Source organism: Synechococcus sp. PROS-U-1 (assembly GCF_014279755.1).
Lineage (GTDB): Bacteria > Cyanobacteriota > Cyanobacteriia > PCC-6307 > Cyanobiaceae > Parasynechococcus.
In genome coordinates, this window is the sequence record NZ_CP047951.1 from 2,044,580 (window position 1) to 2,068,015 (window position 23,436).

The 23,436-nt window shown below is 55.7% G+C and carries 23 protein-coding genes; 12 read left to right on the plus strand and 11 right to left on the minus strand.

From position 1 onward, the window contains the following. Positions 1 to 12: 12 nt before the first annotated feature. The 3 genes from SynPROSU1_RS11165 to SynPROSU1_RS11175 all read left to right on the plus strand — a co-directional run bounded on the left by SynPROSU1_RS11165 (position 13) and on the right by SynPROSU1_RS11175 (position 2,759). Positions 13 to 1,587: an Hsp70 family protein gene (locus tag SynPROSU1_RS11165; RefSeq protein ID WP_186570566.1), complete on the plus strand. Its 1,575-nt coding sequence runs from the start codon at positions 13 to 15 to the stop codon at positions 1,585 to 1,587. 74 nt (positions 1,588 to 1,661) lie between these two features. Then, positions 1,662 to 2,507 carry a hypothetical protein gene (locus SynPROSU1_RS11170; RefSeq protein ID WP_186570567.1) on the plus strand — a complete coding sequence of 282 codons (846 nt, stop codon included), beginning with the start codon at positions 1,662 to 1,664 and terminating at the stop codon, positions 2,505 to 2,507. Positions 2,508 to 2,537: 30 nt separating this feature from the next. After that, complete coding sequence (locus tag SynPROSU1_RS11175) at positions 2,538 to 2,759, plus strand: ferredoxin-thioredoxin reductase variable chain (protein WP_186572369.1); 222 nt, start codon at positions 2,538 to 2,540, stop codon at positions 2,757 to 2,759. Here SynPROSU1_RS11175 and pyrR read toward each other — a convergent pair. Then, a complete protein-coding gene (gene pyrR, locus SynPROSU1_RS11180; RefSeq protein WP_186570568.1) occupies positions 2,743 to 3,294 on the minus strand; it encodes a bifunctional pyr operon transcriptional regulator/uracil phosphoribosyltransferase PyrR in 552 nt (183 codons plus the stop codon). The two genes, SynPROSU1_RS11175 and pyrR, sit on opposite strands and share 17 nt — an antisense overlap. Positions 3,295 to 3,407: 113 nt before the next feature. Here pyrR and gpmI point away from each other — a divergent pair, with 113 nt between their 5' ends. Both gpmI and secG read left to right on the plus strand, forming a co-directional pair. Next, entirely contained in the window at positions 3,408 to 5,039 is a 1,632-nt protein-coding gene (gene gpmI, locus SynPROSU1_RS11185; protein ID WP_186570569.1) for a 2,3-bisphosphoglycerate-independent phosphoglycerate mutase, read from the plus strand. Then, positions 5,039 to 5,269 (plus strand): preprotein translocase subunit SecG, encoded by a 231-nt coding sequence (secG, locus tag SynPROSU1_RS11190; protein ID WP_186570570.1) that lies wholly within the window; start codon positions 5,039 to 5,041, stop codon positions 5,267 to 5,269. The genes gpmI and secG overlap by 1 nt, the downstream gene beginning before the upstream one ends. Here secG and SynPROSU1_RS11195 read toward each other — a convergent pair. Continuing rightward, positions 5,266 to 6,234 (minus strand): hypothetical protein, encoded by a 969-nt coding sequence (locus SynPROSU1_RS11195; RefSeq protein WP_186570571.1) that lies wholly within the window; start codon positions 6,232 to 6,234, stop codon positions 5,266 to 5,268. The genes secG and SynPROSU1_RS11195 overlap by 4 nt on opposite strands. Before the next feature lie 297 nt (positions 6,235 to 6,531). Here SynPROSU1_RS11195 and SynPROSU1_RS11200 point away from each other — a divergent pair, with 297 nt between their 5' ends. Next, the gene (locus tag SynPROSU1_RS11200) at positions 6,532 to 7,692 is read left to right on the plus strand and encodes a hypothetical protein (protein WP_186570572.1); all 1,161 of its coding nucleotides are present in this window, start codon (positions 6,532 to 6,534) and stop codon (positions 7,690 to 7,692) included. Here SynPROSU1_RS11200 and SynPROSU1_RS11205 read toward each other — a convergent pair. After that, positions 7,673 to 8,665, minus strand: coding sequence for a hypothetical protein (locus tag SynPROSU1_RS11205; protein WP_222929881.1), 993 nt, complete (start codon positions 8,663 to 8,665; stop codon positions 7,673 to 7,675). The two genes, SynPROSU1_RS11200 and SynPROSU1_RS11205, sit on opposite strands and share 20 nt — an antisense overlap. A 465-nt stretch (positions 8,666 to 9,130) precedes the next feature. On the opposite strand from SynPROSU1_RS11205, the gene SynPROSU1_RS11210 reads away from it, so the two are divergent. After that, positions 9,131 to 9,361 (plus strand): hypothetical protein, encoded by a 231-nt coding sequence (locus tag SynPROSU1_RS11210; RefSeq protein WP_222929882.1) that lies wholly within the window; start codon positions 9,131 to 9,133, stop codon positions 9,359 to 9,361. A 746-nt stretch (positions 9,362 to 10,107) separates the two neighbouring features. Next, positions 10,108 to 11,145, plus strand: coding sequence for a hypothetical protein (locus SynPROSU1_RS11215; protein WP_222929883.1), 1,038 nt, complete (start codon positions 10,108 to 10,110; stop codon positions 11,143 to 11,145). A 29-nt stretch (positions 11,146 to 11,174) separates the two neighbouring features. Here SynPROSU1_RS11215 and SynPROSU1_RS11220 read toward each other — a convergent pair whose 3' ends face one another. The 3 genes from SynPROSU1_RS11220 to groES all read right to left on the minus strand — a co-directional run bounded on the left by SynPROSU1_RS11220 (position 11,175) and on the right by groES (position 13,792). Next, positions 11,175 to 11,627, minus strand: coding sequence for a hypothetical protein (locus tag SynPROSU1_RS11220; protein WP_255444657.1), 453 nt, complete (start codon positions 11,625 to 11,627; stop codon positions 11,175 to 11,177). A 138-nt stretch (positions 11,628 to 11,765) separates the two neighbouring features. Then, positions 11,766 to 13,400: a chaperonin GroEL gene (gene groL / locus SynPROSU1_RS11225; RefSeq protein WP_186570576.1), complete on the minus strand. Its 1,635-nt coding sequence runs from the start codon at positions 13,398 to 13,400 to the stop codon at positions 11,766 to 11,768. 80 nt (positions 13,401 to 13,480) lie between these two features. Continuing rightward, positions 13,481 to 13,792 carry a co-chaperone GroES gene (gene groES, locus SynPROSU1_RS11230; protein WP_186570577.1) on the minus strand — a complete coding sequence of 104 codons (312 nt, stop codon included), beginning with the start codon at positions 13,790 to 13,792 and terminating at the stop codon, positions 13,481 to 13,483. 243 nt (positions 13,793 to 14,035) lie between these two features. Between groES and atpD the strand changes: the two genes are divergently transcribed. Together atpD and atpC are read left to right on the plus strand one after the other, a co-directional pair. Beyond that, positions 14,036 to 15,499: a F0F1 ATP synthase subunit beta gene (gene atpD, locus SynPROSU1_RS11235; RefSeq protein ID WP_186570578.1), complete on the plus strand. Its 1,464-nt coding sequence runs from the start codon at positions 14,036 to 14,038 to the stop codon at positions 15,497 to 15,499. 74 nt (positions 15,500 to 15,573) lie between these two features. After that, positions 15,574 to 15,984, plus strand: coding sequence for an ATP synthase F1 subunit epsilon (atpC, locus tag SynPROSU1_RS11240; protein ID WP_186570579.1), 411 nt, complete (start codon positions 15,574 to 15,576; stop codon positions 15,982 to 15,984). A gap of 161 nt (positions 15,985 to 16,145) precedes the next feature. Here atpC and SynPROSU1_RS11245 read toward each other — a convergent pair whose 3' ends face one another. Further along, entirely contained in the window at positions 16,146 to 16,697 is a 552-nt protein-coding gene (locus SynPROSU1_RS11245) for a 30S ribosomal protein PSRP-3 (protein ID WP_186570580.1), read from the minus strand. Positions 16,698 to 16,799: 102 nt separating this feature from the next. Here SynPROSU1_RS11245 and SynPROSU1_RS11250 point away from each other — a divergent pair, with 102 nt between their 5' ends. After that, entirely contained in the window at positions 16,800 to 17,522 is a 723-nt protein-coding gene (locus SynPROSU1_RS11250) for a TIGR01548 family HAD-type hydrolase (protein WP_255444658.1), read from the plus strand. Next, positions 17,519 to 18,682, plus strand: coding sequence for a calcium:proton antiporter (locus tag SynPROSU1_RS11255; protein WP_186570581.1), 1,164 nt, complete (start codon positions 17,519 to 17,521; stop codon positions 18,680 to 18,682). The genes SynPROSU1_RS11250 and SynPROSU1_RS11255 overlap by 4 nt, the downstream gene beginning before the upstream one ends. A 5-nt stretch (positions 18,683 to 18,687) precedes the next feature. Here the strand turns inward: SynPROSU1_RS11255 and SynPROSU1_RS11260 are convergent, their stop codons facing one another. From SynPROSU1_RS11260 to gmd, 4 genes are read right to left on the minus strand one after another with little or no spacing between them, the layout of a single operon-like run. Beyond that, complete coding sequence (locus SynPROSU1_RS11260; RefSeq protein ID WP_186570582.1) at positions 18,688 to 20,013, minus strand: aminopeptidase P N-terminal domain-containing protein; 1,326 nt, start codon at positions 20,011 to 20,013, stop codon at positions 18,688 to 18,690. Between the two features lie 55 nt (positions 20,014 to 20,068). Next, a complete protein-coding gene (locus SynPROSU1_RS11265) occupies positions 20,069 to 21,343 on the minus strand; it encodes a sulfotransferase (protein WP_186570583.1) in 1,275 nt (424 codons plus the stop codon). Continuing rightward, on the minus strand, positions 21,336 to 22,331 hold the full coding sequence (locus SynPROSU1_RS11270) for a GDP-L-fucose synthase (RefSeq protein WP_186570584.1): 996 nt from the start codon (positions 22,329 to 22,331) through the stop codon (positions 21,336 to 21,338). Before SynPROSU1_RS11270 ends, SynPROSU1_RS11265 begins: the two co-directional genes overlap by 8 nt. Continuing rightward, complete coding sequence (gmd, locus tag SynPROSU1_RS11275; RefSeq protein WP_255444659.1) at positions 22,328 to 23,434, minus strand: GDP-mannose 4,6-dehydratase; 1,107 nt, start codon at positions 23,432 to 23,434, stop codon at positions 22,328 to 22,330. Before gmd ends, SynPROSU1_RS11270 begins: the two co-directional genes overlap by 4 nt. Positions 23,435 to 23,436 lie beyond the last annotated feature (2 nt).

The window sequence follows — 23,436 nt, forward strand, 5'->3', positions numbered from 1 at the left end:
GTCAGAGATCGCGTGGGCGAAGAAAAGCTTCAACATTCAGAACAGCGGGGCGGAACACTCGCCATCGACCTGGGCAGCACAACAACGGTGGTGGCGTATCAGGGTTCGACATCAACCACAGCCGATCTACTGAACCTTCCAGCCATCTGCAGCCGAGCTGGTGAGATTCCAAGCCTGGTGTGGGACGCAAAGCAACAACCCCTGATTGGTCGGCAGGTGCTCGAGTCCGGGCTCAATGACTCCAGTGACATCCGTCTGCATCGCGACTTCAAGGGCAGGATCGGTGAAACGGACGCCCCGAATCAGGAGGCTGCTCGCTGGGCCGGAGAGCAGCTGATTCAGCAGATCTGGAGCCGTCTGCCTCCAGATCTTGCGATTGAGCGGCTGGTGCTCACTGCCCCCGTTGAGTGCTATCGGGCCTACCGCAGCTGGTTGCTGCAGGCCTGCACCACGCTGCCAGTGGCCGAGATTGCCCTTGTCGATGAACCCACTGCTGCAGCCATGGGGGCAGGACTCCCGGCTGGATCCACGCTGCTGGTGGTGGACCTGGGGGGAAGCACCCTGGATCTGGCCTTGGTGGCGTTGGAAGGAGGGGAAGGTCGTGCCGCACCTATCGCGCAACTGCTGCGTCTTGGTGGACGCAGCCTGGGGGACAACAGCCGCCAGATGCTCCGCACAGCCATGGTTCTGGGAAAAGCAGGCCTTCGCCTTGGTGGCCGCGACATCGATCGCTGGATTGTCGACCGCTGTTGCCCAGGACAACCCGCCAGCTCCGCCCTGCTCAATGCCGCCGAACGACTCAAATGTCGCTTAAGCGACACCACACTGGCCGAACGCGAGCAGCTGATGGAATTAGCGGTGGATGAGCAGGAGCATGTTCTCCGCCTGTCGCGCAGCGAGCTCAACACACTGCTGCTGGAGCGCGGATTCGGGGATGCACTCGAACAACTGCTGGAGACCTGTCTGGCCGGTGGTCGCCGCAACAACTGCACCCTGGAGGATCTGGAGGGAGTCGTGGCCGTCGGGGGTGGTGCCCAGCTGCCCCTCCTGCGCCAATGGCTTGCCGACAACACGGCGCCAGCCCGCTTGCTCACCCCGCCACCGGTGGAAGCGGTGGCCCTCGGTGCCCTGCAACTCACACCAGGAGTGGCCATCAGGGATGTTCTCCAACACGGCGTTTCGCTGCGCTTCTGGGATCAGCGCAGCAACAGCCACCGCTGGCATCCCCTGTTTGTTGCAGGGCAGCCCTGGCCGAGCCCAGCCCCCCTGGATCTCGTTCTTGCCGCAAGCCAGAACGAACAACACAGCCTTGAGCTCGTGCTGGGGGAACCGATCTCCCAGGGCAGCCACAGCGTGGTTTTTGTCGATGGATTACCAACCCTGCAGGAGCAAGCCGCTGGCGAGGTCAGCCATCAGCCCTGGCCCAGCGACGCTCTGGTGTTGCCGCTGGAACCGCCAGGCGAACAGGGCGAAGACTGCCTGAGGCTGCGCTGGAGCATTGATGCTGAAGCGCAGCTGCAGCTGGAGATCAACGATCTGCGCTCCGGACAAGTCTGGTCCCACCCAACGCTGGGGGCTGTCCGATAACACGTCCGTCCACAGACCCTTGGAACAGTGGCTGTCAATCCATAAAACAGAATCAGCTCACGGCTCATTGGTTCTTGGCGGCTCCGCGCCATCTGTTGTTGCGGCTCTGGGGTCTTGGAACCCTGGGGATGGTTCTGTCGATCGCGACGGGAGCCTACTGGTGGGAAAAACAGCTTCCTCAGCAACTCCAAAGCGCCATCAATGCCAGCGACTACGAGGCCTGCATCCGAACCAGTGAGCAATTAGCTGCCCTGCGTTGGTTGGGCGACGGGGCGCCTGAAGAACAGGCCCTCTGCCGCCAGAAGCACGCCGCACAGCTCTGGGAAGAAGGCCACACCATCGCCGCTCTTGCGTTGCAGCAGCAACTGATCGCATCAGGCCATGGCGACCTTGACATCCATCGTCAAACCCTCGATCGCTGGCAACAATCCCTCAAGGATCAGGCTGTCGCACTGTTTCGTGAAGGTGAACTTCAGAAAGCACTCGACCTGCTGGACCCCCTGAAAGGCCACGCACGCAGTTCGGTGAGCCAACTCAGTGCAACGCTGATGGAGATCTGGAACCGCAATCAGCTGGAACAGCTCCGGCTGGTCCAGCTGGTCGAGCAGGAACGCTGGTGGGAAGCGCTGGACAGCCTCAACAAGCTCGACCATCCCTGGTGGCAACAGGAGGCCCGTGCCACCCGACAACAGGTCGAGAATGCGATTCAGGCCCTCGACGCTGCCCAGGAACACCAACAGCATCCAGCGGTGCATGCCGACGTGATCAGCGGTGACGCGCTGGATGCCGCCGTCCAGGACCAACTGCGCCAAGGCCTTGATCCTTGGACAGCTTTTTCCACGGGGTGCAGCCATCTCGGCGGACGGGTCGAGGAAGACGGACCCGAAAGTTTCTGTCGGCGTACATCCCCGAGCCCGTGACAAAATGATTCGGTGGATGACTCAGGTGCAATGCAGGCGGGCGACAGGGTGACGGTTGAGGCATCCGTCGTGGTGTTCAACCATCCCGAACACCGGGGTCAGGCCTTTGACATGAAAGGCCAAAGCGGTGACGTGGTGAACGTCCTGAACGACTGGAAGGGGCGTGTGATCAGCCCGACGCTTCCGGTGATCGTTGCCTTCGGCCGCTACAAGGCCCATTTTCGCGCCGACGAGCTCACGCCGGCGGACTGAGCCGGCTGAGGAACACCCCCTCCTCGCCATCCAAATCCTGCAGGCGCAGTTCGATTGTTTCGCTGCGTCGGGTTGGAACAACGCGGCCACAGAAATCAGGCTGGATGGGCAGCTCGCGATGTCCTCGGTCCACCATGGCCAGCAGCATCACCCGTTGAGGCCGCCCCCAGCTCTGGAGAGCTTCCAGCGCTGCACGAACCGTCCGCCCGGTGAAAATCACATCATCCACAAGGATGACCTGTCGATCTTCAATGCTGTTCGGCAGGGTCGTCAGTTGCGGCAAGCGGGTTCCGATGCGCTCTAGGTCATCGCGATGGAATGTGGGATCGATCGAACCCTGAGAGATGGCGTGGCCCGTCAGCCTCTCCAACTCAGCCGCCAGCACCTTGGACAGCTGAACACCTCGTGTCGGAATGCCCAGCAACATCAGCCTGCGGCTGTCCTCAGCACTCTCCAGCACCTGAGAAGCCAAGCGCGTCAGGGTGAAACCAAGCTCGCGCTCCGAGAGAATTTCAATCCTGTCAGGGTCAGCCATGGGAGATAAACGGTGCAGCAGTGTGGTGATTGGGTGAAACTGAAGCCTGAGTGCTGGCGGAGCGTTAGGTTGATTCTGCAAAAGTCCTTAAGAACCGTCGGTCGCGGGTAAACGTGGGGAAAAGCACTACCAACGGCTCAGAACGCTCCGGCACAGTGTCACCGCTGGTTCTTGCCATTCTTGATGGCTGGGGCCACAGGGACGACAGTGCGCACAACGCCATCCAACAAAGCGGCACTCCGGTGATGGATGCCCTTTGGCATGCCTATCCCCACACGCTGATTGAAGCCAGCGGCTCCCACGTGGGCCTGCCCGATCAGCAGATGGGGAATTCAGAGGTGGGCCACCTGACCATCGGAGCCGGCCGAATCATCCGCCAAGAGTTGGTGCGGATCAGCGAGACCGTTGGCAGCAACCAACTGGGAGAGACGCCCGCTCTCAAGGCGCTGGTGGAACGGATCAAACAGCGGGGAGGCACCTTGCATCTGCTCGGCCTCTGCTCCGATGGCGGCGTCCACAGCCATGTCAACCATCTCTGTGGACTGATCCAGTGGGCCGCCGAGAACGGCCTCTCCGATCTCTCTGTTCATGCCGTTACCGATGGTCGAGACACTCCAACCCAAAGCGCGCCGAACTACATCAGCCAGGTGGAGACGGCCCTGACCCAGAGCGGCGTTGGACAACTCGCCAGTCTCTGCGGTCGGTACTGGGCAATGGACCGTGACCAGCGCTGGGACAGAACCGAAAAGGCCTACAACCTCTACACCGATCCAGAGATCGCCGTTGACAGCCGAACGCCTGAGCAAGTGCTGGCTGCCAGTTATTCCGATGGAATCACCGATGAATTCCTCGAACCGGTCCGCCTGCGGAACAGCGTCATCAAAGACGGCGACAGTGTTCTGGTCTTCAACTTCCGACCTGATCGCGCCCGTCAGATCGTCCAAGCGCTCTGCCTTCCAGACTTTGACGCGTTCGAGCGAAGCCATGTTCCAACGTTGGATGTGGTGACCTTCACCCAGGTGGAACAGGACCTGCCCGTCCACGTTGCTTTTCCACCAGAGCCGCTCGACCAACTGCTGGGTCAGGTGGTTGCTGAGGCAGGACTGAAGCAGTACCGAACCGCCGAAACGGAAAAATATCCCCACGTCACTTACTTCATGAACGGCGGTATCGAACAGCCGCTGGCCGGAGAAGACCGACACTTGGTGCCGTCTCCGAGGGTCGCCACCTACGACCTGTCACCAGCGATGTCAGCCGAACAGCTCACCGACAGCTGCATTGCTGCCATCGAGAAGGCTGACTACTCGTTGATTGTCATCAACTATGCCAATCCCGACATGGTGGGTCATACCGGTGTGATGGACGCCGCCAAGGAGGCGATCCAAACCGTGGATGGTTGCATTGGTCGGCTGTTGGATGCGGTAGGCCGTCAGGGAGGAACCATGCTGATCACAGCCGATCACGGCAATGCAGAGTTAATGCAGGGCCCGGACGGACAGGCATGGACAGCCCACACCACCAATCCAGTCCCGGTCATCCTGATCGAGGGAGAGAGGCGCAAGCTGCCTGGCCACGGCAATGCGATCACACTCCGCGATAACGGAGGCCTCGCCGATATCGCGCCAACACTGCTTCAGATTCTCAACCTGCCGCAACCCGAGGCCATGACAGGCCTCAGCCTGGTTGCACCCATGTCCAACATGGACACCACGCCCATGACTGCTCGCCTACCTCTTTCCGTCTGATGCTCACCTCAATTCTGTCCTGGAGCTGGATCGGCACAGGAATCCTGCTGATTGTGCTTGTGCTGCTTCACAGTCCCAAAGGCGATGGCATGGGTGGATTGGCAGCGAGCGGAAGCTCCATGTTCAGCAGCGCCAGCAGCGCGGAAGCAACGCTGAACCGGCTGACATGGACATGCCTGGCTTTATTCCTTTCCTTGGCCGTCATTCTCAGTGCTGGTTGGCTGAATTAAGTGCTGATAATCTCCTTCCTTGCGGCACTGAAACAGGCACTTTGAACTGAGCGATTAAATGCTTCAATCGCCTTTAGTCGACGCTCATCGGCCATTTCGGAAGCAAAATCCTTGAGTTCATCAGCTGTTTTTGACAAAGCATCAGGCAACGGCTGAAAATAGCGCTCATCCACAGACATGAGCTCGCAATAGTCTTTGTTATCAACAGCAGTTCTGCTATCCAGGTGATTTAGCAAACAACGCTCAAAAGCCGGCGAAAATAACGTTTCAAATTCATTCATTACATCCACTTCACCGGCCAGCCGGTCGCAAACACGGAACAACCAACGATTACCCTCGTGAGGACCAGGAAAAAAAGATTGACAACCTAGAGGAAGGTCACTGGAGAAATTTGAGACACCATGGATAACGGCAGGATGGAACGATTGATTCTTACGAACATCCATTGACGCAAGATCATCAATCGCAAGATCCAGACCAGTCGACTCCACAAAATGCTGCAGGAGTGAATAGGGAATCTGGCGCGTGGGAATGTGACAACTCACCACACGAACACGACCAGAGAGATGCTTTACCCCAGCAATAAAACGCCTATAGTTTGCACACCAATTTCGATCCTTACCCGCAAAAGCTAGCGCAAACAAGCTTCTTTCTTGGGCCGTAAACTTGCGCCAAGGCAAACCCAATTCCTTGAAAACCTTAATATCCGAAAGCAGCTTTTTGCGATCACGAAAATACCACTGAGCAAACGATGAAACATGATAATTTGACTGCAATCTCGTATAGCCACTGATAACAACACGATCAAACGAGAACATGTTCAAGGCGCGCTCTGCGATGGCACTCACCAAAGCAGGGCGGTTACCAAGCATTTCATGGCTGATCACAACCTGATCGGCCGTTTGACCGGAGAGCACTTGGTCGACATAGCCGAAGGCGCTGACCTTCTGCTTGGAAATGGCCAAGTCAGTCGAGCGCAATTGCGCTGGATTCAGAAAACAAAACCCAAAACGACCATTCAGGGCTTGATGCACAAGCCTCAACGATGCCTGCAGAGACGAGGAGGCGCACTTTTGCGCCCCCACATGGATGACCAAGCTCCGCAACATCCAACAACCTCAATGCATCACAGATCAGCCAAGACTATGACAACAAGGTTCAACAGGGCAATGCAAAGGATGGAGAAGAAATCCCGGCCACAGCAAACAGACAGAGAGCGACAGAAATCGAAATGCTAAAATTGAATCAATAATGCGATAGCGGTGGCAAAAACAAAGATTGTTCTGCACGCAGGCCACGGCAAAACAGGAACTTCCGCGATTCAATCAGCGCTCGCAATTTCCGCAGAGGCTCTACTTAAGAACGGAATCAATTATCCGATTGATCCCAATGAAAGGCAACGTGCTGCACGCTTCGAAATCACATCCGGGAACTGGAAACACAATCCGACAAACAGCTTGAGCCAGCAATGCATTCAGCTTGCCGCTTCAAACATTCCTGGGTATACCGTTGTTTTGAGCTCAGAGTCTCTCTTCTGGCATCTACCTGAATTTATCGATCAAAAAGATCAATGGAATGATGCCGTCGAGGTCCACGTGATTCTTGCTGTTCGTGAGCTAGAAGAAATGTTGTCTTCTGAATATCAGCAGAGGGTGAAGAGGCACGGAGAGAGTAAACCCTTTGAACAGTTTCTCAAACGGCGCCATTTCATCTCTTCACACCACAAAAAGGCCGCTGAAGTTCTAACGCAGCTTTCCCGGCACAACATTCCAATCACACTCCTCAATTATTCACGGCACAAAAAAACGATATCCCAACGAGTTTTTGATGCCATTGGATGCAGCGATTTGTTTCCAAGCAAACAGATGAGCGACCTGGTCATCAACCGAAGCTTGAGCCAGAAAGAACTGCAGATGCTAATGATGATTAATGCTCTTTATTATGACCAGTTCCCTTGGATCAGTGCAAGGCTTTCGGATGCTCTTGCGAAAAGCTTACCCAATACAGAAACACAACGCAGCCGGATTTCTCCACAAAGCCTCGAAAAGCTCTACGAAAAGAATGATCCATACCTTCAAATCATCAACAGCTATCTAAGAGCAGAAGAGCCTTTGACTGTTCATCAAACACTCGAGAAAGATCTCAAAACAAACAATCCAGCCAAGCGACTTCAGAAAATCAGACAAGAAGAAGAACAGTCGGTCAAACTGATCAGCCAAACTCTCTTGGAAGCACTGGTCAATAATCCAGCACAACGGCTCTGCAATGAGACCATCGACACACTGATCAAAACAAGTCAGGCTGATGACACCCCAGTGCATGTTGAGGTTGAACTTTTAGAAATCGCCAAAATCAATCGCCCTCAAGGACAACGTCTGGGGCAATTACTGGAACGAGCTCAGATCAAGAAACAGCAGAGTTAAGCGTCGTGAATCGGCACAAGTCGGTGATGACGTTAGAAATCTCATCCACGGAAAGCTCCTCAGAAACAGAATCATCGGCCAAAATAAATTCCTCCGAGAGCAGATCCACCATCGACTGATTGGATCGCATCAATTGATTCTCCAGCAGGCCGACCTCTCTCCTCGTTAGTCTGAATTTACCTGTGGAATCTAAATCCTCTTTCAGACGAAAGTGATCGGCATTGAGCTGTTTGCTTTGATCAAACACCGGCCAGCGCTTGTTGATCAAATTTTGGAGACGAACCCATCCATTGCTCTTGGATTCCTGGCTGCTCTGGAATTTGATCAACTCCAGCTGAGAGATGCCACAGAACTCCTCCAGCAAATACCCGACAGGCCCTTTGGGATGAGCACAAGCCCGTCGAAACGGCACAAGCTCCAGTTGCTGACCAAAGACAGACATCAGCGTCGACAACTCACGCTGACCATCGGGAATCGTCAAACGCTTCATCGGCTGGGGCAACAGCAATGGACCACACCCAACCAACTCCAAATGCTGACCACCGCGAATCAATTGCTGCGCAATCGAGTGGGCATAGTCCAACGGTGATCGAACGAGAGCCAAGGGTCGAATCGCAAACCCCCTGCCCCGAATCCGTTCCGTCAGTTGCGACAAGGCTTTAACACTCAGCAGTGACAAGCCCTCACCACTGAGAATGATGGATGTGTCGCTCGCTAATGCTGCAGAAAGCTGACCATCGTAATCCTGGATCACCTCATCAAGGCGAGTAATTTTCCAGCGCTTATTTATATGATAATTACGAGGATTTTGTTCATAAAGACAGCGCAAAGGAACCGAATGATTATTGATTTTTAAGCGTTTTGGGCGAGAGTATTCACAGGCAAACAATGGATAGTGAAGGCCTTGCTTGCCAAGAAACTTACGATTTGAGGCGCATGTCTGCTGAAACGAAGAGGATGCTGTTTTATGCAAGCCCAGATGGAGAAAGCACGTCTTCACGCCTGCCGAAGCATCATTAGATCACTTTAAACGATCAGGCCAGCAGCGGCCAAAAAAATGGAGCGAACAGAATAAAGACGACTAAACATCATTCTTCACACGAAAATCATCGAGAAATCAAAACAGCAACAACATTCCCAACAAAGACAGTAAACTTTAAAGCCTCTAAACAACAATAAATTCACGCCAAAACCATGCAAAGCGAAAGGCATTGAAGCAGACACCTCATTGTATAATCCTTAACAAGAAAATAAAGTAATGTTTTCCAAGAATTAACGGCTGAAGCTTAATATCGAGGAACGAACAAAAATAAGCTTGAATTTTTATTATTTACATTCCAAAAAATGTATCGTAACCTGGTCACAGAAATGTGCCTGTACGGCACTATCTCATTGGATCAAGCATTCATTTGATGAAGGGCAAGCATGCCAAAAGGCGATGTCCATGCGCACTTATCTTGCCAAAGCAGGCCACAACTTCAAAGACATCAATAAATTAAAATCGTTAACCACCACTGAGCAGCCAAAAGCCAACAAGATCGTTGTTTCTTACCGGGATCCAGCCAGCCGGATCACAAGCAGCTTTATCAATAAGTTCCATATTTACGAGAATCGAACAATCTTTGACGGAAAGAAAAAATCCAGGAATTCTCCCAAGAATTCTCAATAGCCATTACTCAAAGCCTAAATCAAAAATGCGAAGGAACCCGAAATGAGGGCGACTTTTCGCTTCGAGAAATGATTCTTTTTTTATGGGAATGCAAAGTCAATGGGTCCCTCGAAGCGATAAATCCGCACTTCACGCCGCAGCTAATCAGCAAAGAACATTTGAATGTCATAAAGTTATGCAGCGCAAGCACAAGACTATTTCCACTAAAGGTTGAATCCCTTCGGGACGACTTGGAATATATTAATAATGCTTTGAGATTTAACTATATACCCCCTCATATGAATTCGACATCAAAACCTGGGAAGAACTGGGGCTTTAGTGATTCAGCAAACCTTGTTGATCTACCCTTATCCAAACTCTATGCCAAGAAGGTAATACCTAAATCAAACAGCCTTCGCAAAGCACTCGAGCAAGATCAAGACTTTAATAAAAAATACATGGAAGTATTTCAACATGATTATGAACTCCTCCGCTGGATGGATGAATTGCGACATACAGGGAGAAATCAAAAAAGTATCATTGTTCGTTCTTCAAAACAGGGATGCAATGCCTAAAAGGTTTGCTTCTGGATGTTGAGTTTGATAAAACAACCACCTCCCATCACAAGCTGAGAGCCCAGGCTTTCGGGCATCCGGTCACTAGACCCCCTGAACCCCCTCAAGCTTTGCTGTCGAGCTCTCCTCCCGACGACCAAAGGCTTGGAATCCTCCCAAGATGTTCACGCTCTGATAAATTACCCATAGCAATTGTGCGATTCCAATAAATCATCAATGATAAAACGTTGCTTCTTGCATGTAGGCTTCCACAAAACAGCCACTACATCTTTCCAGCTCACCCTGCAACACAATCGCAAACTGCTCGAGCAGGAAGAAATTTTTCTCCCAAAATTTCGTGGTAAAAAGCAAAAGTTTTCTGCCAATCATTCCGGTCAGATTCGAGATGTGTTTGATGAGAAGGCGCAGCATCTCTGGGATGGCAGTGGTCAATCCAACCCGTCAACAGACAAAAAACAACAAACTGTTTATAACCACTGCCAAAGCCTGAGCCGGTTACTGGATCAAGACCACAACATCTTGATCAGTGGTGAAGGGATATCGACCATGCCTGAGCAATCCTTGGTCAGACTGAAGACAAAGCTCGAACAGCATGGCTTCCTGATTGAACCATTTGCCTTGGTTCGCTCGCCCTACGCCTTCATTACCTCTGCACTGCAGCAAACAATCAAAAATGGGAAATACAATCCCCTGATTGGCCTGATAGCAGGCCAAGGCAGTGCATCTGATAAAGCCTTCAAAATCCCCAGTACATCCAAGTCGATCAGCACACTCAATCGCATTTTTGGGGAAAGAATGAATTATGTCCCGTTCAAAACGGCAACGAACCATCCGGGTGGGCCGGTTCTCTTCCTTCTGCAGAACGTGCTTCGCCTCAAGCAAACCGATCAATACCAACTCATCAATGCCAACGAATCAAAAAGCAATGTAAGCATACGCCTCAAAAACTTCCTCAACCAGCAACACCCCCATGCCGATCAAGGCAAATTGAGAAGTTTATTCAAAACGATCTCGCTCCAATCAAAGCAGACCAAATTCCTGCTCACCGAGCAGGAGTTCGAAGGGATTCAAAACGATTTCAAAAAAGTGAAGCGGGAGATGAAGCGCAAGCTTGGCAAAACATTTGTGGAAGAAAAGATCGCTTTTTCATCGGAATTCTCAGCGGATGAAACCAACCAACTCCTCTCTCAACTCAGCCAAAAACTGTATGAGTTTGCCATCAAGGCATAGTGGAGAGTGGTGTCTTGCACGCAATGAAATCAGCTAGGACTTTGTAAGCCAGATTTCAAAAAAGCGAGCTCTTTATAGACCCGATCCAGCTCATACAACATTTTTACGTCCTTCTTTTCCAGAAGTTCGACCCGTTTAAGCAGGTCTTCGAGCAGCTTGTTCTGCAATGTTTCCACCTGCACCTGACGCTTCTGAACGCCTTGAGTTGTGGCAACGGGAGCACCAGGGGCAGACCACCGATCAGCTAACACAGCACCGTTGGTCTCGATGTAGAGCACCGCTAGGCGCTCCAACACCTTTGAATAAGCCTTGTCCTGCTGTCGACAGAGGTCCTTGAAACGCTGGAGCGTCTCCGGGGCAAACTGTGCCGCAAAGGCACCGGGGCGCTGAGGCATTTGTCCCGACATAACCATACCAAGCAATACATTAAGCCCGCATGCTTTGGCACCACCAAAGATTCCAGCCTGCAGATGACGCTGCACCTCTGCAGCCACATGTCTTGATAGGTCTAGACGCGTCAAGAGAATTGCGGAAGCCAAAAAAAGAGGTCCCGCAGGACCTCTTGATATGACTGGAATTTGAGTGAAGCGGGTGATCTGCAGACCACCCACTGCGAGACATCAATAGTCGAAGTCGCCGCCGCCCATGCCGCCGCCGGCAGGAGCTGCTTCCTTCTTCTCGGGCAGATCAGCCACGATGCACTCGGTGGTCAGAACCATGCCTGCAATCGAGGCGGCATTCTGCAGACCGGAACGGGTCACCTTGGCGGGGTCAACGATGCCGGCAGCCAGCATGTCGACATACTCGCCGGAAGCAGCGTTGAAGCCTTCGGCACCAGCGCGAGCCTTGACGTTCTCGGCCACGACAGCGCCGTTAGCACCTGCATTTTCAGCGATGCGCATCAGTGGAGCGGTGAGAGCGGCAGCCACGATGTTGGCGCCGATCAGCTCCTCGCCGGAGAGGCTGGAAGCGGCCCACTGCTCCAGAGCCGGAGCCAAGTGAGCCAGGGTGGTCCCACCACCAGGAACGATGCCTTCCTCAACAGCCGCCTTGGTGGCGTTGATGGCATCTTCGAGACGGAGTTTCTTGTCCTTCATCTCGGTTTCGGTGGCCGCACCCACTTTCACCACAGCCACGCCTCCAGCCAGTTTGGCCAGACGCTCCTGCAGCTTCTCCTTGTCGTAGGTGGAGTCAGTCTCGTCCATCTGCTTTTTGATCTGTTCGCAGCGGGCGCCGACAGCCGCCTCGTTGCCCTCAGCAACGATGGTGGTGGTGTCCTTGTTGATGGTGATGCGACGGGCGGTGCCCAGCATCTCCAGCTTGGCGTTCTCAAGCTTGAGGCCGGCGTCCTCGGTGATCAGCTGACCGTTGGTCAAAACAGCCATGTCTTCCAACATGGCCTTACGGCGATCGCCAAAACCAGGAGCCTTCACGGCGGCCACATTCAGCACGCCGCGCAGACGGTTCACCACCAGGGTGGCGAGGGCTTCTTTCTCGATGTCCTCAGCAATGATCAGCAGCGGCTTGCCGGTGCGAGCGATCTGCTCCAGCACAGGCACGAGATCCTGCACAAGACCGATCTTCTTGTCGGTGAGCAGGATGTAGGGCTCGTCGAGGACGGCTTCCATCCGCTCCGTGTCAGTCGCGAAATAAGGGGAGATGTAGCCCTTGTCGAAACGCATGCCCTCGGTGACCTCGAGCTCGGTCTCCATGGACTTGCCCTCTTCGAGGGAAATCACACCTTCCTTGCCAACTTTGTCCATGGCATCGGCAATCATCTTGCCGACTTCTTCGTCGTTGCCGGCGGAGATGGTGCCGACCTGGGCGATGGCGTTGCTATCAGCGATGGGCTTCGCCATTTCCTGGATCTTGCTGACCAGGAAATCAGAGGCCTTGTCGATGCCTTTTTTCAGAGTGATGGCATTAGCACCGGCAGCCACGTTGCGAAGACCCGCCTTGACCATGGCGTGGGCCAGGACGGTGGCAGTGGTGGTGCCGTCGCCAGCAGCATCGTTGGTTTTGGAGGCGGCCTGACGGATCAGGGCAACACCAGTGTTCTCGATGTGGTCTTCGAGCTCGATCTCTTTGGCGATGGTGACACCGTCATTGATGATCTGGGGAGCACCGAACTTTTTCTCCAACACCACGTTGCGGCCCTTGGGGCCCAGGGTCACCGCAACGGATTCGGCAAGGATGTCGATGCCTTTCTCGAGAGCGCGACGGGCGTTCTCGTTGTAGATGATGCGCTTTGCCATGGAAGGCGGTTCCTAATGAAGAAGAGGTTGGATAAAGAAGGCTGAACCGAGTCGGAATCCGAGGCTCAGTGGAGCTGATCTCAGTTGACGACAGCCAGGATGTCCTTCTCGGACAACAGCACGTATTCATCGCTGCCGAGCTTGATGTCGGTGCCGGCGTACTTGCTGTAGAGGACCTTGTCGCCCACACCGACTTCGGGAGCTTGGCGGCTGCCATCGTCGTTGCGCTTACCAGGGCCCACTTGAACCACTTCGCCCACCTGGGGCTTTTCCTTGGCGGTATCGGGCAAAAGGATGCCGCCGGCGGTCTTCTCTTCGGATTCAGAGACCTTGACGAACACGCGGTCGCTCAGGGGTTTGACGGTCGAGACGCTGAGGGAAACAGCAGCCATGGGTATTTGCAGGAACAGGGACAGGGCGCAATGCGCCACGCATCGACGCGAGTTGGCACTCGATGCCGATGAGTGCCAACGTATGCAACCGAGCCCCCCTTGGACCAGACCTGAACCTGTGCGGGTGACCGAACCAGGAGCGAAAGAGCTCTGGTCTTAGGGCAGCCCCCACGACAGTGGTATGGTTGCGCCGCTCTGAATGGGTGCGAGCGCGCTGCGCCTGTTCCCGCAACTCTCCTTCCTATGGTCGCTTCTGCTCCTGCAACTGCTGGCACCAAGGGTGTGATCCGTCAGGTGATCGGCCCGGTTCTGGACGTGGAATTTCCCGCAGGGAAATTGCCCAAGATCTATAACGCCCTGCGCATTGAGGGGAAGAACCCCGCAGGTGATGACGTCGCTCTGACGGCTGAAGTTCAACAGCTGCTGGGTGACCACCGTGTTCGCGCCGTTGCCATGAGTGGCACCGACGGACTCGTTCGCGGCATGGCAGCCGTTGACACCGGTGCACCGATCTCAGTGCCCGTCGGCGAAGCAACTCTGGGCAGGATCTTCAACGTTCTCGGCGAGCCCGTTGACGAGCAAGGCCCCGTCAACACCACAACGACGGCTCCCATTCACCGTGAGGCGCCCAACCTCACCGAACTGGAAACGAAGCCCAAGGTTTTCGAAACCGGCATCAAGGTGATCGATCTGCTGGCTCCTTACCGCCAAGGCGGAAAGGTGGGCCTGTTCGGTGGTGCCGGCGTGGGCAAAACCGTGCTGATTCAGGAGCTGATCAACAACATCGCCAAAGAGCATGGCGGTGTGTCTGTCTTTGGTGGCGTGGGCGAGCGCACCCGCGAAGGCAACGATCTCTACGAGGAATTCAAAGAGTCGGGCGTGATCAACGCTGACGACCTTTCCAAGTCGAAAGTGGCTCTTTGCTACGGCCAGATGAACGAGCCCCCCGGCGCCCGGATGCGCGTGGGTCTCTCCGCTCTGACCATGGCGGAGCACTTCCGCGACGTGAACAAGCAGGACGTTCTGCTGTTCGTGGACAACATCTTCCGCTTCGTGCAGGCCGGTTCCGAAGTGTCCGCACTTCTCGGTCGCATGCCTTCCGCTGTGGGCTACCAGCCCACCCTCGGCACCGACGTGGGTGCTCTTCAAGAGCGTGTTGCCTCAACCGTTGAAGGTTCGATCACCTCGATTCAGGCTGTTTACGTCCCTGCTGACGACCTGACCGACCCCGCTCCTGCGACCACCTTTGCTCACCTCGATGCCACCACGGTGCTGAACCGTGCCCTGGCCTCCAAAGGCATCTACCCCGCTGTGGATCCTCTTGATTCCACCAGCACCATGCTGCAGCCAGCCGTGGTGGGTGATGAGCACTACCGCACCGCTCGCGCCGTGCAGTCCACCCTCCAGCGCTACAAGGAACTCCAGGACATCATCGCGATTCTGGGTCTCGACGAACTGTCGGAAGACGACCGTCGCACCGTGGATCGTGCCCGCAAGGTGGAGAAATTCCTCTCCCAGCCCTTCTTCGTGGCTGAGATCTTTACCGGCATGCCCGGTAAGTACGTGAAGCTGGACGACACCATCGCCGGTTTCAACCAGATCCTCTCCGGTGAGCTGGACAGCCTCCCCGAAGCTGCCTTCTACCTGGTGGGCAACATCGAGGAAGTGAAAGCCAAGGCCGAGAAGATCGCCGCCGAAACCAAGTGATCGTTCCGGGGGTGTGATTCACACCCCCGATCACGTGTTTCTCGACAGTCCGTTCTTTTTCCGAACCAAGGTTCATGTCCCTCACCCTCCGCGTGCTGGCAACAGACCAGAACGTCTTTGATGGCAGCGCCGACGAGGTGATCCTGCCAAGTACCACCGGTCAACTCGGCATCCTGCCCGGCCACATTTCGCTGCTCACCGCCATTGACATCGGTGTTCTGCGCGTGCGAGCCAACGGTGCCTGGAACTCCATCGCTCTGATGGGGGGTTTCGCCGAGGTGGACGCTGATGAAGTCACCGTTTTGGTCAACAAGGCCGAACTGGGCAATTCCATAGATGCCGGTGCCGCCGAAGCCGCCTTCCAGAAGGCCTCCACCGTGGTAGCTGGCATGGAAGGCCAACCGGCTTCTCCGGAAAAGCTCAAGGCACAGCAAGAGCTGAATGAAGCTCGGGCCCGCCTGCAAGCCAGCAAAACTGCCGACTAAATTCATCCGAAATCAGATGAATTCCAAAGCGCCAGGGGCTCCGTCCCTGGCTTTTTTTATGGTGGACCTTGTGAAGGGTGATCCGATCACTCCACTCATCGGGAAGGCATAAAAAAACCTGCCCGAAGGCAGGTTTGAATCGACAATCAAACGAACCGAAATCAAGCGGTACCGCAGAAAGTGACATCGGGGAACTTGACCTTGGCCTCGTCGAGGCTCTTGCCTTTGCCTTCTTCCTGCCAGTAGTTGATCACTTCAGTGGCCTGGTTCAGCACTTCAACCCGCTCGTTGTCGGTGATCCAGCTCTTGCCTTCCAGCTCAGTCTTCAAACTTTCCCAGGCGTCCTCACGGGGCCAGAAGAAATAGGAGGTGAGTGGACTCGGGCCACCGCCAACAATCTGATCAACCGCAAGGGCGACGTTGTCGGGAAGCCAGAGGATCTTCAGAAGGAAGCGGCCCTCATCGGCCTTGGGGGTGTAGCCAGAGGGGACACCATCGGCATCAATGGTGGCCGTGGCCAGAGCCGCGGCCGCACCCTTCAGTACAGGACGACCTTCACCCTCGCTGGCTTCAGGCTTTTCAGTGGCCTCAGGCTTTTCAGTGGCTTCTGGCTTTTCAGTGGTTTCAGCTGCCTGGGTGGCGCCTTCAGCCGCGTCGGCGGACGGAGTCGCGACCTCCTGGTCGGTGGGGGCAGCGCCTTCGGTGACCGTCATGGTGTCAGCGCTCAAGACAGAAATACAAACAACTAACCTACCAGCCGCTCACCATCAGACGTTCTGGGATCTCCAACCATCCTGCTGTTCGACATCGATGGTGTGATCCGCGATGTCTCTGGCAGTTACCGACGGGCCCTCCAATGCACCGTGCAGCACTACTGCGGTTGGCAGCCCAGCGCCGATGCCATCGATGCGCTGAAGGCCGAAGGCGCCTGGAACAACGACTGGGACTGCAGCCTTGAACTGCTGCGTCGCCATGGTGCCGAGCTACCGGATCGGACCGCGCTGATTGATGTGTTCAGCGGCTTCTACTTCGGGGGAGATCCGGAGGGAGACCCCAGCCAGTGGACTGGGTTCATCGGCGATGAGCCCCTACTGGTGAACGCCAGCCTCTTCACCACGCTTTCCCAGCAGAAGGTGCGCTGGGGGTTCGTGAGCGGTGCTGAGCCGGCCTCGGCACGCTTCGTCCTTCAGCAACGCCTTGGGCTCCAGGATCCGCCCTTGATCGCCATGGGCGATGCCCCCGACAAACCAGACCCGACAGGGTTGATCCACCTGGCCAAGGCCCTGGGAGCAGACACCGAGGAAGCGCAGGTGGCTTATCTCGGTGACACCGTGGCCGATGTGCACACCGTGGTTCAAGCCCGAAAACGCTGGCCAGAACAACAGTTCGTCAGTCTTGCGGTGGTGCCACCTCACCTGCAAAGCGAAGAGCAGGCACCGGCGCGCACGATCTATGAACAACAGCTGATGGAGGCCGGCGCTGATCTTGTGCTGAACAGCACCGCAGCGCTGCTGAACTGGGAGGGAGTCACGCCATGAGGACGGCCGTCTTCCGCGAAACTCCTCTCCTGATTGGGATCGTGGCCCTGATTGGCCTCGAGACCACAACAGTCCTCGACTGGCTACTGCTGCAGCCCGCCCTACCCGTCCTCACGGGCCTCGGGCTGCTCAGTGTGCTGGTGCTGTTGATGGCGCGGGGGGTGGCGCACCATGCCGATCAACTGGCAGAGCGGCTCGGGGAGCCCCTGGGGACCCTTGTGCTGACAGGGTCCGTGATCGTGATTGAACTGGCCTTGATCGCCTCCACGATGCTGACGGGAGACAGCAACCCGACCCTGGCCCGCGACTCGATGTTCTCGGTGCTGATGATCGTGCTCACGGGGGTCAAAGGCGTGACAGTGATCGTGGCCGCCAGGGTTCAGAGACAGGGGCGAACCCAACCCATGCAGCCGGAAGACCTAGCGGCGGTGAACCAGAGCGGTTCAAGTGCCTACATCAACCTGATCACCACCATGAGCGTTCTTGCGCTGGTGCTTCCCAACTTCAGTCAAGACAGCCTCGAAGCCAACTACTCCCTGCCGATCAATTGGCTGCTGACGTTCGTTTCGATCAGCCTCTACGCGATTTTTCTGCGCGGCCAGGTTGGCCGTTACCGCAACCTGTTTCTCGATACCGCTCAGCAACAAACCTCCGGGTCCCTCTCCCTCGCGGACAGCACTGCGGAGGCCCCCACTCCCCCGGACGAAGCCGAGGGATCGATCCTGAAGAACGGAGCTCTAATGGCGGCTGGGCTGCTGGTGCTGGTGCTGATCGCGGAATCGATGGGGACGCTGATCGAAACAGGGATCAACGATCTTGGTTTGCCCAGTTCCCTCGGCGGCCTGCTCGTGGGCTTGCTGGTGGTCGCACCGGAAGCGCTCAATGCTTTTCAGGCCGCTGGGAAAGGAGAGTTGCAGCGTTCACTCAACACTCTCTATGGGTCGTCCCTCTCGACCCTCTGTCTCACGGTGCCGGCGGTTCTGGCAATCGGCGAATTCACAAACACTGATGTGATCCTCGGGCTGGATCCACTCGAATCGGTGCTGCTGGTGCTGACGCTGATTCTGGTGCGGCCGATCAGCGGCCGCGTCAGCGAACTGGACGGTCTGATGCTGCTCACCGTCGGCGTGGTCTGGGTGGCCTTGCAGGTGGTGAGCTGACAGGGTCAGCGTTCCATCGCAGCAACGCTTTTTAGGGCGTCTGAGGTGAGCACCTCATGGCCGGTCTCGCTGACGGCGACATCGTCCTCGATGCGGATGCCGATGCCTTTCCAGCGATCGTCGATCTCCGGCTGACCCTCCGGCACGCTGAGGCGATCACTGACGTAAAGGCCAGGCTCCACCGTGAGCACCATGCCCGGCTCCAGCGGAGCGGGTTGCTCACCGAGCCGATAAGCCCCCACGTCATGCACATCCAATCCCAACCAATGGCCGGTGCGATGCATGTACAGATGCCGATAGTCGCCCCGATCGATAATTCCGTCCACGTCCCCGATCAGCAGGCCCAGATCCACCAGCCCTTCCACAAGCACGCGCAGGGCTTTGGCGTGAACCGCCTCCGCGGTGCCTCCTGGGGCCACGACAGCAACCGCGGCTTGCTGCGCTTCCAGCACAAGGCTGTAAAGCTCCCGCTGTTCCGCCGTGAAACGGCCATTCACGGGGAAGGTGCGGGTGATGTCGCCGTTGTAGTAATCCTCCAGCGAACAGCCAGCATCGATCAGGAGCAAATCGCCGTCCTGAAGCGGAGCCGTGTTGGCGGTGTAGTGCAGCACGCAGGCGTTATCGCCGCCGGCCACGATGGAGCCATAGGCGGGGCCGCGGGCCCCATGGCTACGGAAGTGCGCCTCCATCGCCGCCTGCACCTCGGCCTCGTTCATGCCAGGGCGGGTGATGGATCGCGCAAGCTCGTGGGCTTCGGCGGAGATCCGGCAGGCTTCCCGTAGACGCTCCAGCTCGTGGGGCTCCTTGCGCAGGCGCAGGCGATGCAGGATCGGGGTTGGTGCCACCAGACCCAGGGCCGCCGTCCCCGTGCGGGCATAGGTGTCGAGCTGTCGCCCCCAGGCCGAGAGAACCAGCGACTCCACAGATGGATGGCGGCCCACACGGAAGGCAATCGCTTCAGCACCAGCGAGGTACTCCGGCAGCTTTTCGCCCAGCCGATCCAGAGGATGGGCCATGTCCGCCCCATAGCGCTCAACCGCTCCCTCGGTCCCCCAGCGGAAGCCGGTCCATACTTCGGCCGCCGGATCCTTGGGCTGCACAAACAGCACAAAGCGCTCGCCCTCGGGCCGATGCGGCAGGAGCAAGGCCACCGCATCCGGTTCATCAAACCCCGTGAGGTAGAAGAAATCGCTGTCCTGCCGGAAGGGCCACTCGCAGTCGGCGTGATGGGTCGCCAGCGCCGCAGCAGGAATCACCGCAGCGGCTGCACCGAGTTGCTCCAGGAACCGCTCGCGGCGGGCAGCGAACAGCTCAACTTCAAAGCAACTCATCAGCCGACAAATCAACGCCTAGAAACTCTAAAAAACCATTAGCTCAAAAGCCGACTCAGAACAGATCCAAAACATCCATGGATTGCCAGAGGGCCTGCTTCATGGGTCGAAGCATTCTTGAATAATTCCGCCAAAGCTCAAGCGATTGAGAACCGATCGGACGGCGAACCTGAACACGACTTGCAGTCTGAGTGACCAAACCTGACCGATGGTGACCAAGAAAATCATCAGTCCAGGGCAACTCAAGCCACTCAACAAGATCACGCAAAACAGATGATGGATCAGAAACCATTTCCTCATATTTGAGAGGAAAAATCCTGCCTGGAAACTTTTCCGAAAAAACAGAGACCAACCTTCTTTCGTAAATAATCATTTCCGCTATATCCTCCAAGCTTGAAGAAAATGTACTTCCAGGAAAAATATTTGCTCGATAAAGGGACAACGCATGAGCAAAAGGATTTCTCCTGCAATGAATGATCTTTGCCCGCGGGAAGCATTGCGCAATCAAATCAATATTAATGAAATTAAAAAGACTTTTATCAACCAAATACTTGTCTTGCCGACGCTTTCTTACTGCCTCGAGGTAGTCCTTTCCAAGTAATTTGAGACTATTCTCCCCCCAACCCAAATGAATTCTGACGGCAACGGCTTTCTCGAACTCCGAACACTCCCCAAGGTCACCCACCTTCTCTGACATGCAAAGGATGGCATCCAGAAGAGTCGAACCGCAACGCGGAAGACCCACCACAAAAATCAATCCGCGGCCTTCATCAAGGCCTGGCTCATGACCATCGACGGGACATTGACTCACCAAGCCCGCTCGAAAATCACCAATAGCTTGGGTTTGGCGAAGGTCAGAACCAGCCTCCAAAAGCCTCAGCCCATTACCACGCTCCAGCCAGCAAGCAGAAGCTTCATAATCACCATACTGATGAAAAAGATTTGATTTGGCAAAGCAAATCTTAATTCGATCTTCATAGCTTACGTACGATTCAGCATCAATACCCTTGAGCCTCTCAGCCAGAAAAGGATATTCTTGATACCTAATTTGCTTGGAGAGCGTGTAGTGCGACGAAGCATGCGAACCATCAATGTGCAACGCACAGAGGAGAGATCGCAAGGAACAATCAAGTCGCCCACAAAATTGATAAAGAAGGCCAAGATTCCGAAAACAGTCGACTCCTAAATCCTCTCTGAGGCATAGCCTTCTGAGGCTGACCAGTGCTCCGTTGAAATCCTCTAAAAGCAAGCAGGATTCGAAATCCTCCTGACAAGAAATCAACGCATCAACATTTTGACGTCCAACACTTTGACCGAATTGTTCAGCCACGCAAGCGATTGGTTTCAAGTGTCTTGCAGTAATCCTTGTAAGCGAGCGCAAGTCCAAGATTCAAAGGAATTCTTGATTCCCATCCCATAGCGCGCAGCCGACTCACCTCGAGTTGCTTCTTAGGCGTTCCATCCGGCTTGGTGGTATCCCACACAAGCTCCCCTTCAAACCCAACCGTGGCCCCAACTTTTTCCGCCAGCTCACGAATGGAGAGATCGATACCCGTGCCCACATTCAGAAAAGCCAGAGGCTGCCCGGAATCGTCGCAAGGGGCATCCTCCGCCAAGGCACTCCAGTGCTCCAAAGCGAACACACAGGCTGCACCCAAGTCATCGGCGTGCAAAAACTCCCGCAGCGGAGTGCCGCTGCCCCAACAGGTCACCGACGCATCGCCGCGGGTCTTGGCCTCATGGAAGCGGCGCAGCAGGGCCGGAAGCACATGGCTGTTGGTGGGGTGGTAGTTGTCCCCCGTGCCGTAAAGATTGGTCGGCATCAGGCTGATGGCGTCGAAGCCGTGCTGGCGACGCAGGGCCTCACACAGCTTGATGCCGCTGATCTTGGCGATGGCATACCACTCATTGGTGGGCTCGAGTGGCCCTGTAAGCAGCGCCTCTTCGCGAATCGGTTGGTCTGCGAACTTCGGATAGATGCAACTGCTACCCAGAAACAGCAGCCGCCGCGCAGCGGTGGCCCAAGCCGCCTCGATCACATTGGTTTGGATCTTGAGGTTGTCCAGCAGGAAATCAGCCGGAAAGTTGTTGTTGGCCTGAATACCGCCAACCCGAGCTGCGGCCAAAACCACCACATCCGGATTGTGGTGATGCATCCAGCGCTCGACCGCTTCACGATTGAGGCAATCAAGCTCAACGCGTGAAGGCGTGAGGAGCTGTCGATAGCCACGGGCTTGCAATGTGCGACAAATGGCGCTCCCGGCCATGCCGCGGCTACCAAACACCGCAATTCGATCCTCCGCGGAGATCAGCATCATTCGTGGGCTCCGACCACATCGAAACCCTTGCGTCGCAGATAAGCCTCTTTTTGTGCTTCCTGCCGGTCGTTGTCCACCATGTCGGCCACCAGCTCTTCCAAGGTTGTGGTGGGGGTCCACCCCAGCTTCTCCTTGGCCTTGGTGGGATCACCTAAGAGCGTCTCCACTTCCGCCGGTCTGAAATAGCGGGGATCGATCCGCACGACAACATCATTGGTATCGGCCCGGCGACCGATCTCTTCGACACCGTCGCCATCCCAGTCGATACCGCCCCAACCGATCTTTTCAGCCGTGAGTTCAATGAACCGCCGCACGGTTTCCTGACGCCCCGTGGCGATCACAAAATCCTCGGGGCTGTCCTGCTGGAGCATCCGCCACTGCATCTCCACGTAGTCCCGCGCGTGGCCCCAGTCCCTTTTGGAATCAAGGTTGCCCATGTGGATGCACTGCTCCAAACCCGCATCAATTCGGCAGAGACCGCGGGTGATCTTGCGGGTCACGAATGTTTCACCACGACGCGGACTTTCGTGATTGAACAGAACGCCATTGCAGGCATACATGCCATAAGACTCGCGGTAATTCACCGTGATCCAATAGGCGTACAACTTCGCAACGCCGTAAGGGCTGCGGGGATAGAAAGGCGTTGATTCCTTCTGAGGAGTTTCCTGAACCAGGCCATAAAGCTCACTCGTGCTGGCCTGATAAATCCGAGTTTTTTCAGTCAAACCCAAAATTCGAACAGCCTCGAGGATCCGAAGCGTTCCCAGAGCATCACTATTGGCGGTGTATTCCGGAGCTTCGAAACTCACCGCCACATGACTCTGAGCCCCGAGGTTATAAATCTCGTCAGGCTGAACCTGCTGAATAATCCGGATCAGATTGGTGCTGTCGGTGAGATCGCCGTAGTGAAGAACCAGCCTGGGGTCAGCCTCATGGGGATCTTGATACAGATGATCAATCCGGCTGGTATTGAAACTGCTAGCTCGACGTTTGATGCCATGCACTTCATATCCCTTCTCGAGGAGAAGCTCAGCCAAATAGCTTCCGTCCTGGCCCGTGATCCCAGTAATCAAGGCCTTTTTCACGGCTGGAATGTCCTGCAAGC

What these genes read in the sequence shown, in the direction of transcription:
- SynPROSU1_RS11175 (WP_186572369.1), top strand. Translation starts at nt 2,538, where the DNA reads ATGCAGGCGGGCGACAGGGTGACGGTTGAGGCATCCGTCGTGGTGTTC.
- pyrR (WP_186570568.1), bottom strand. Translation starts at nt 3,294, where the DNA reads ATGGCTGACCCTGACAGGATTGAAATTCTCTCGGAGCGCGAGCTTGGT.
- secG (WP_186570570.1), top strand. Translation starts at nt 5,039, where the DNA reads ATGCTCACCTCAATTCTGTCCTGGAGCTGGATCGGCACAGGAATCCTG.
- SynPROSU1_RS11210 (WP_222929882.1), top strand. Translation starts at nt 9,131, where the DNA reads ATGTCCATGCGCACTTATCTTGCCAAAGCAGGCCACAACTTCAAAGAC.
- groL (WP_186570576.1), bottom strand. Translation starts at nt 13,400, where the DNA reads ATGGCAAAGCGCATCATCTACAACGAGAACGCCCGTCGCGCTCTCGAG.
- groES (WP_186570577.1), bottom strand. Translation starts at nt 13,792, where the DNA reads ATGGCTGCTGTTTCCCTCAGCGTCTCGACCGTCAAACCCCTGAGCGAC.
- atpD (WP_186570578.1), top strand. Translation starts at nt 14,036, where the DNA reads ATGGTCGCTTCTGCTCCTGCAACTGCTGGCACCAAGGGTGTGATCCGT.
- atpC (WP_186570579.1), top strand. Translation starts at nt 15,574, where the DNA reads ATGTCCCTCACCCTCCGCGTGCTGGCAACAGACCAGAACGTCTTTGAT.
- SynPROSU1_RS11245 (WP_186570580.1), bottom strand. Translation starts at nt 16,697, where the DNA reads ATGACGGTCACCGAAGGCGCTGCCCCCACCGACCAGGAGGTCGCGACT.
- SynPROSU1_RS11255 (WP_186570581.1), top strand. Translation starts at nt 17,519, where the DNA reads ATGAGGACGGCCGTCTTCCGCGAAACTCCTCTCCTGATTGGGATCGTG.
- SynPROSU1_RS11260 (WP_186570582.1), bottom strand. Translation starts at nt 20,013, where the DNA reads ATGAGTTGCTTTGAAGTTGAGCTGTTCGCTGCCCGCCGCGAGCGGTTC.
- SynPROSU1_RS11270 (WP_186570584.1), bottom strand. Translation starts at nt 22,331, where the DNA reads ATGATGCTGATCTCCGCGGAGGATCGAATTGCGGTGTTTGGTAGCCGC.